We start from the raw sequence: 7,218 nt of genomic DNA, 5'->3' as shown, positions 1-7,218 counted from the left end.
CTGGTGAGTTCGCGCAGGAGAGCAGTGTCCTTGTCCCGCAGGTTCTCGGGGCGGGTGAGGAGGAGGCGAGCGAAGCGCTGCGGTGTGGTGACCGGGTGTGCGTCGATGGTGAACGCGGCCACGATGACGGTGTGTTGTGGGGCCTCGTCCTCGAACCACACCCGTGCGTAGCTCTGCTGGGTGGCGAGCGTGTCGAGGTGGCGTTCGGGGGCGCCGATCTCGACGGTGGACGTGGGGAGCGTGACCGTGCCGGCGAGGTGGGAGCGGGTGGACATGCTCATCCTCCCGCCATCGCCGGGAGAATCGTCAGGGTCGCCCCGGCGGCGGGCAGGGGCGTGCGGAGACCGTCAAGGTCACGCACGTTGTCCTCACCGATGAAGACGTTCGTCCACGCCACGATCCGGCCCTCGTGCAGCAGGCGCTCACCGAGTGCGGGGTGAGCTCGGGTGAGCCAGGTCAGGGCATCGCCCACGGTGGTCGCCTCGCACGTCAGGGCGTCGGTGTCGACGCCGGGCAACAGGGTCCGCCAGGCGGCGGGGACGCTCAGACGCACACTCATCGTGATCCTCCCGCCGAGGTGTGGACCAGGGCGCGCATACCGGCGACGGTGGCCGCGATTCCCTCCGCCAGGGGCGTGGTCGGGCTCCACCCCAGTACCCGTTGCGCGCGGGAGATGTCAGGGCAACTCGTGCGGGTCTCGCCCTCCACACCGGGCACGTGGCTGATGGTGCCCGACCCCACCGCGTGCACGACCAGTTCGGCCAGGTCGCGGATGCGCACGCCGTCGGCCGAACCCAGGTTGATGGGGCCGGGATCGCTCGATCGCAGCATCGCCAGGAGCCCGGCCACGAAGTCGTCCACGAAGCACAGGCTGCGCAGTGCGTGTCCGCCGCCGTTCAGACGTAGTTCCTGTCCGCGAAGTGCGGCCACGACGAAGGCGGTGACCACCCGCGAGTCACCCTCGAACGTGGGCCCGTAGATGTTGAACGGCCGCACGATGCCGGTGTCGACGGCGTGTTCGCGCCGGTAGCCGGTTGCCAGGGCCTCCAGGAATCGCTTGCCCTCGGCGTATGCCGACAGCGGTCCGTTGGGGTCGACGGCGGTGCGACAGTCCTCGGTCTGCGGGATGGTTTCGGTGTCGCCGTAGACCTCCGCCGAGGAGGCCAGGACGATTCGCAGCCGACGGCGTCGGGCGATCTCCAGGGCGTGCATGGTGCCCAACGACGCGGTGAGCAGGGTACGGACCGGCTGCTCGCGCACCAGGGCGGGGCCCACCGGACTGGCCAGGTGTACCACCGCCGTGAGCGTGTCCTCGCCGGCGACCTCGAACGCGCGCGTGACGTCGTGTTCCACGAGCGTGAACCGCTCGTCGGTCGACAGGGCCGCCAGCGCCGGCAGTCGACCGGCCGACAGGTTGTCGACGGCGGTCACCCGGGCCCCGCGCGCCAACAGCGCGGCGGCCAGCCTGGTGCCGACGAACCCGGCACCGCCGGTGATCAGAACGTGGTCCATGGGATGCGAACCTTTCTCGGACGACGCGGCCATCACCCGCGGCCGGGCGCGCCGAACCGGCGCCCCGACCTGCCTGGTGTATCGGCCGCGGTACTGCGGCACCCCGGCGCACGCATGGTGCCGGGGTTTCGCCCGCTTCTCGGGCCTGCCGATCAGTCAACTCGTGCCCCGGACACGGCGATACGGTATGGCCGGGAGAGGGCTGTATACGACGTATATGGGGGCTGTTCGATGCCGAAACGCACGCCCAACGCGCGCCTGCGGGACACGGTCGCGGAAGCCGGTCTCACGTACGAGGCCCTGGCCCACGCGGTCCGCAGAGTGGCAGCCGAGAACGGGGAGTTCCTGCGGACGAACCGGTCCTCGATCGAGCACTGGATCACCGGCGCCAAACCCGCCGGCCGCACCGGGTCCTACCTCGCCGAGGCGCTGGCCCGCCGGCTCGGGCGCCCGGTCACCCTGGACGACATCGGGCTGCCGGCCGGCGCAAACGGGGACGATGACAGCATCGGGTTGTCCTTACGCGTCGACCCGTGGGACGCCCTCGCGCCGATCTGGGGAGCGGAATTGCATCGCCGACGGTTCCTGACCAACAGCGCCTACTCCGTCGCGGCGGCCGTCCTGCCGCTGCATCACGTTCGCGACATCGCCTCCCGCGCACACGCCGTCCGCTCCGGTGCCGTCGCCGGACAGGCCGACGTCAACGCCGTGCGGGACATGGTCCGCGCCTTCACCGAGATGGACGAACGGTACGGGGGCCAACACGGACGCTCCGCGCTGGTCCAGTACCTCAGGGACGACGTCGCCACCTTGTGCCGGGGCCGGTTCCGCACCGACGACGCCCGCCGACACATGCTCTCCGCCGCCGCGTCCGGCGTACACCTGAGCGGATGGAAGAGCTACGACGCCGGGCAACAAGGACTTGCGCAGCGGTACTACATGCAGTCGTACGCTCTCGCGGTCGAGTCGGGCATCGTCGGCCACGACGGCTTCGTCATGCGCACCATGGCGATGCAGACCATGAAGCTTCACCACCCGGAACACTGCCTCTCCCTCACCGACGCCGGGCTGTCGATCGTGCGCGGCCGGGTCGACGTGCGCACCGAGGCCCTGTTCCGCGTCACCCACGCGCACGCCCTCGCCAAGGCCGGCGACCACCGGCGGGCGATTCGCGAGGTCGACGCCGCACGGGCGGGCATTGCGGCCGGGCAAGGCGACGACGTTCCGTTCTGGGCGCTCGCATGGGGGCCACCCGTCGCCACCGTGCACTCACGTGCGGCCAAGGTCTTCGAAGCCCTTGACGACCGGCGCGAAGCCGCCGAACAATACGGCGCGGCGGCCGCGCACCGCCCCCAGGGCACATACGCGCGGATCGTCGCGCTCGACCTGGTCGCCCAAGCCGAAATGCAGATCGCCCAGGGCGGCGTCGAGCAGGCATGCGACACCTGGAACCGCGCCATCGACGCCATGGACGGCGTCCAATCCGTCCGCACCCGCAAGGCGATCAAGACCATGCGCCGCAGCCTCACGCCCTTCCGCGCCCGCGGCCTGCGATGCGCCCAGGACCTCGACCAACGCGCGACCGTCTTCCTGACCGGCACCCGCTGATCGGCGATTGCTTGTTGTGCGACAGGCGTTCGGTCGCGGGCGCCGACGGTGACAAGTGTTCGTTGTCAACGAATCCAGTCGCTGTGTCATGCAACCCAGTCGACCCAGGGTTCGTGACAATAAACGCGTTGGCAGCCGGGTGGGCGGTGCTTCGCTTCGGCGCGACCACGATCCGATGGACTGCCTTCGTTGAAACCGGACGGCCGGTTGGTGCCGTGTGCAATGGCCGGGGCCTGTCGGCTCCAGGGGGTTCCGGGCTTGGGCGGCCGGGCCGACACCGTGAGGTCCTTGGGTAGGCTCCGTTGTCGCGTGTCGAAGGCCGCTTGTGTGACCCCGCCGATCGGTCCAGCCGGAGGAGAAGACACTATGACGCGAGCAGTGGTGACGGATTCGTTCGCCTTTTCGAACGGCGACTCCGCGGTCTTCATGACCGTCGAGCGCGGAGAGTTCACCCGGGGGCAACGGGTCAGGGTGAGTCGCGACGCAAGTCTCCTGGGCGAGGCGGTGATCCAGTTCGGTTTCGCCGGGGCGGGGGCGAACACGGAGGGCAGCCGGTCACCTCACGCCATGATCAAGGGCATCGCCTGTGTTCGCGGCGACGTAATCGAGGGCATGGAAGGGTGACGTGCCCCCGGAGGTGGCGGCACGCTCGTCGTGTCCGTCACCTGCGGTTGCGTCTCAGACCGACGGCGTGCCGCTGATTGTCGCGGGGACCGCTTCCTCGACTGCCTCCGAATCGAGCCCGCCACCCGTGTCCGGTTTCGACGAGCCAGTCCATCGCGTGCGGCCCCGACCTCGCGAACCGGACTGAGGGGCGGGTCGTGGCCGCGCGCCCGAAGCCAGGCGCCCGCTTACCAGGCTGCCGACTCCCGCGATCCACACCGGCCTGTACAGCCATCCAGCACCCCCAGCGTCCTCACTCACACGCCTAGGTTCGCTGTCGCGAAAGCCGAAACGACTGGGTTCGCTGTCAAACGCCTCGATTGGATGACAACGGACAACAAGTGACTTGCTGCTGCGGGCAATTCGCCAGACCTACGCGGTTTCGTCACTACGGGAGAGGCGACGGAACCACATTGCCGGAGCAGGAGAGAAGGGAGCGATGGGGGTCGTCCCTGCGGGAAGATCCGTCTATCCCAACTCCGACGCGAGCCGCGTGCCGGGACCGTTCTCCATCAGCCGAAGGCCCGAAAATGAGCATCGTTCTCCACGAAGGCATCGACGTCGATCCGATGACGGACCACGACGCGGTCACCGAGCTGGTGTTCAACCAGAGTGGCGACGGCGACACCCACGCACTCGGTTCGCACGAGACGTTCGACTGGTCCACGATCGAGTCCGGGCGAAGCGACCGGGCCCGCTCCAGGCTCGCGGCCCACGGCGTCCACTGGGACCCGGACACCGGCGTGATCACCTGTCCCGCCGGGATGGACACCGCGCAGGTGGAAGCCATTTGGGAAGAGACCAGGTCCGAGGCGGACGACTGGGTGCTCGAAGTCATCGACGAGACACGCCAGGGCAGGCCGCCCGAGGGCGCCGGACGCACCGCCGGCCACGCGTGGGTCCTACCGCTGTAGTCCGGACTGGCGGCGAGCGGGGCCTCTGCCTATACCGTTGCCCTCGTGGAGACCGTGCACCAACTGCGAGTGTCGATGCCGGATATCGAGCCGGTGGTGTGGCGGCGAATCCACGTCCACTCGCACACCACGCTCTCCGGACTGCACGCCGTCATCCAGATCGCCATGGGCTGGGACGACGCTCACCTGTACGAGTTCGGCGCCCGGTGGGAGACGTACGGGCACAACGGCCGCGAGCCCTCCGCGTACACCGTCGCCCAGGTGCTGCCCGAGGTGGGCAGCGGCGCGGGGTACGTGTACGACTTCGGCGACCACTGGACCCACCAGATCATCGTGGAGAAGATCCACCGCCCGGCCGCGAACACCCACTACCCACGGTGCAGCGCCGGCCGTCGGGCCTGTCCACCCGAAGACTGCGGCGGCCCGCTCGGCTACGAACGCACCCTACGAGCGATCCGAGCCCGCAAGGGGCCGCGCTACCGCGAGCTGCGCGAGTGGGGCCAGCACAAGTACAACCCGGCGTACTTCGACCGCGAGATGCGGGCGACCGCCCCGTACAGGGACAGGGACGGCGGCATGCCGGTGATGCTCCTCAGCGGTGTGCGGTCAGGCCGCCAGTGGGCAACATCGCCGGCACCGGGCCGCAGCACGGCGGTGCCGCGCAGGATGTCGTCGACGTCGCGGGCGCGTCGGACCCGCCAGGACGGCGCGGTCGCCGCCATGAGCGCCTCGATCCGCGCTCTCAGGATGTCGTTCTCGGTGACGTAGTCGCAGACCACCAGAAAACTCCCGGGGGCGGCAGCCCGCATGTAGTGGCCGGCCACGGCGATCGGGTCGTCCACACAATGGAGCACGCCGGCAAGCACGATCACGACGGGTTCGCCGAGGTCGAGGATGGCGCCGGCCACCGGATCGGTGAACACGGCTTGCGGATCGGTGATGTCGGCCGCGACCACGCCGGTGTGCTCGTTCTGGTCCAACAACATCCGGGCCTGCGCCACCGCGAGCTTCTCCGAGGGTCCGAGCTGTTGCCCGTGCCGTCGATCTCATGTTGTTGCAGCTCAGCCTTGGTGACCATGAACCTAGCGATCGCACAGGTGTGGCGCTATCACTGGATCGGGTGAGTTCCGTTCCTGAGCGAAGCCGGAGTGTGTTCATCTGGGACCGATTGACTGCGAGGTGTGCGTGTCGGTGTCGGAGCCCCGCGCGGGTGGTGGCCGGTGCCGTAGCCGCGGTTGCGCAGTTCCGCGAGTCCCATCGCGATATCGGACACCGAGCCCCAGGATGCGCTTGACGGCGTCGCGGCCGTCGGGCCGGGGCGTGTGGGCCGAGGGGTGCAGGTCCAGGAGTTGTTGGGCCTCCTTGACCAGGGCGGGTACCCATGGAGTCGTCGATGGGGACGCCGCGTTCGGTGAGGACGACCTTGGCGGTGGAGTCGATGAGTTCCTTCGTGCTGCCCACCGCCGGGGCCGGGTCGTCCAGCACGGCCCGCTGGATCCGGGCGAGTTGCTCGCGGATCGCGGGCGCGTCCTTGAGGTGTGCCAGGTTGCCCACCGCCAGCCCGGCGCCGACGGGCGTGATGTGGCCGGTCTCGGGATCGGTGGCGTAGCCGTCGCGCAGGAGTGCGTTGTGCAGGCTCCGTAGCGCGTCCGGGTCCCAGTCGTCGAGCAGCCGCTCGAACACGCGCAGGACCCTGCCGACATGGCCCGGGTCGGTCCAGTCGACCGACTCCAGATAGGTCTGGGTGGTCTGTCAGCACCGCTGAGGGATCAGTCCGCGCACGCGCAGCGCCTCGCGGAGAACAAGGGCTGGCGCATCGACAGCCACGGCGAGTTCTGCCCCCGTGCGCGCCGCACGTCCTGGAGGACGACGACAGCGACGACGAGGAACGGTGGCCGGGCGCGGGCGACGAGTGACCCGGGCCGACCGCACCGCGGACTGGTGTGGTCGCTCTCGCCCTGCGATCAACGAATGTGGGCGACCGCGCCGTACAGGGACGGCCGCGCTCGCCACCATCCGGGTACCCGCCTTGGTGTTGGCGTTCGAGCACGACCTGTACTTCGCGCCGTACACCGGTCGCGCCGCCGCCGGGCTGCTGCCGCGCGGGCGTTTCGTCCGGGTCGACGGAGCTGCACGCGGCGGGCTGCTGACCTGGCCGAGGGGACCGTCGAGGCGGTGCCGCGCTTCGTCGCCGACGCGCTTGAAGTCCTGCCGGGTCGACTGTTGTCTCCTGCGGGAGGATGCGCGCGGCGCCGTGGCCTTGATGAGGTGGAGGCATGATCCTCACGCTGCCGCGTCTTTCGCCCGCGCCGGGCGGCAAACCGGTCCCGACCGGTGACGTCGTCGATGCCTTCCGCGCGTTCGCGCGCGACCTGGCCGCGGGGCGGCTGGCCTGGGACGAGAACCTGGCCCGGTTCCTGGCCGCGCGGTTCGACGCGCTCGCCGCGGTGTGGGACGCCGAGCAGGTACGCGATCCGGCCGGAGGCGACGCTGGCCGCACTACCGGACCCGCCGAACCCGT

8 protein-coding genes and 2 pseudogenes are annotated in these 7,218 nt (G+C 69.8%); 6 read left to right on the top strand and 4 right to left on the bottom strand.

Annotated elements, in window-relative coordinates; genetic code table 11:
* The 3 genes and pseudogenes from ABZS54_RS41385 to ABZS54_RS41375 form a co-directional block, all read right to left on the bottom strand.
* Positions 1–275, bottom strand: a pseudogene (locus ABZS54_RS41385) (hypothetical protein); the annotation flags it as partial.
* Positions 276–277: 2 nt separating this feature from the next.
* Positions 278–559, bottom strand: coding sequence for a MoaD/ThiS family protein (locus ABZS54_RS41380; protein ID WP_355548116.1), 282 nt, complete (start codon positions 557–559; stop codon positions 278–280).
* Positions 556–1,512, bottom strand: a complete 957-nt coding sequence (locus ABZS54_RS41375; protein ID WP_355548113.1) for an NAD-dependent epimerase/dehydratase family protein — start codon at positions 1,510–1,512, stop codon at positions 556–558. The genes ABZS54_RS41380 and ABZS54_RS41375 overlap by 4 nt, the downstream gene beginning before the upstream one ends.
* Before the next feature lie 231 nt (positions 1,513–1,743).
* Between ABZS54_RS41375 and ABZS54_RS41370 the strand changes: the two genes are divergently transcribed.
* The 4 genes and pseudogenes from ABZS54_RS41370 to ABZS54_RS41355 all read left to right on the top strand — a co-directional run.
* Positions 1,744–3,120, top strand: coding sequence for a hypothetical protein (locus ABZS54_RS41370; protein WP_355548110.1), 1,377 nt, complete (start codon positions 1,744–1,746; stop codon positions 3,118–3,120).
* A gap of 366 nt (positions 3,121–3,486) precedes the next feature.
* Positions 3,487–3,744 carry a hypothetical protein gene (locus ABZS54_RS41365; RefSeq protein ID WP_355548107.1) on the top strand — a complete coding sequence of 86 codons (258 nt, stop codon included), beginning with the start codon at positions 3,487–3,489 and terminating at the stop codon, positions 3,742–3,744.
* A gap of 569 nt (positions 3,745–4,313) precedes the next feature.
* Positions 4,314–4,697 (top strand): hypothetical protein, encoded by a 384-nt coding sequence (locus ABZS54_RS41360; protein ID WP_355548104.1) that lies wholly within the window; start codon positions 4,314–4,316, stop codon positions 4,695–4,697.
* A gap of 45 nt (positions 4,698–4,742) precedes the next feature.
* Positions 4,743–5,222 (top strand): annotated as a pseudogene (locus ABZS54_RS41355) (plasmid pRiA4b ORF-3 family protein); the annotation flags it as partial.
* Here the strand turns inward: ABZS54_RS41355 and ABZS54_RS41350 are convergent.
* Positions 5,174–5,653 (bottom strand): SAM-dependent methyltransferase, encoded by a 480-nt coding sequence (locus ABZS54_RS41350; protein ID WP_355548119.1) that lies wholly within the window; start codon positions 5,651–5,653, stop codon positions 5,174–5,176. The pseudogene ABZS54_RS41355 and the gene ABZS54_RS41350 sit on opposite strands and share 49 nt — an antisense overlap.
* On the opposite strand from ABZS54_RS41350, the gene ABZS54_RS41345 reads away from it, so the two are divergent.
* A complete protein-coding gene (locus tag ABZS54_RS41345; protein WP_355548121.1) occupies positions 5,543–5,821 on the top strand; it encodes a hypothetical protein in 279 nt (92 codons plus the stop codon). The two genes, ABZS54_RS41350 and ABZS54_RS41345, sit on opposite strands and share 111 nt — an antisense overlap.
* 1,152 nt (positions 5,822–6,973) lie before the next feature.
* The coding region (locus ABZS54_RS41340; protein WP_355548101.1) for a hypothetical protein at positions 6,974–7,218 on the top strand (245 nt) is incomplete at its 3' end.

Source organism: Embleya sp. NPDC005575, from assembly GCF_040605455.1.
Classification (GTDB): Bacteria; Actinomycetota; Actinomycetes; order Streptomycetales; family Streptomycetaceae; genus Embleya.
This window is presented reverse-complemented; position numbering and strand designations above follow the sequence as displayed.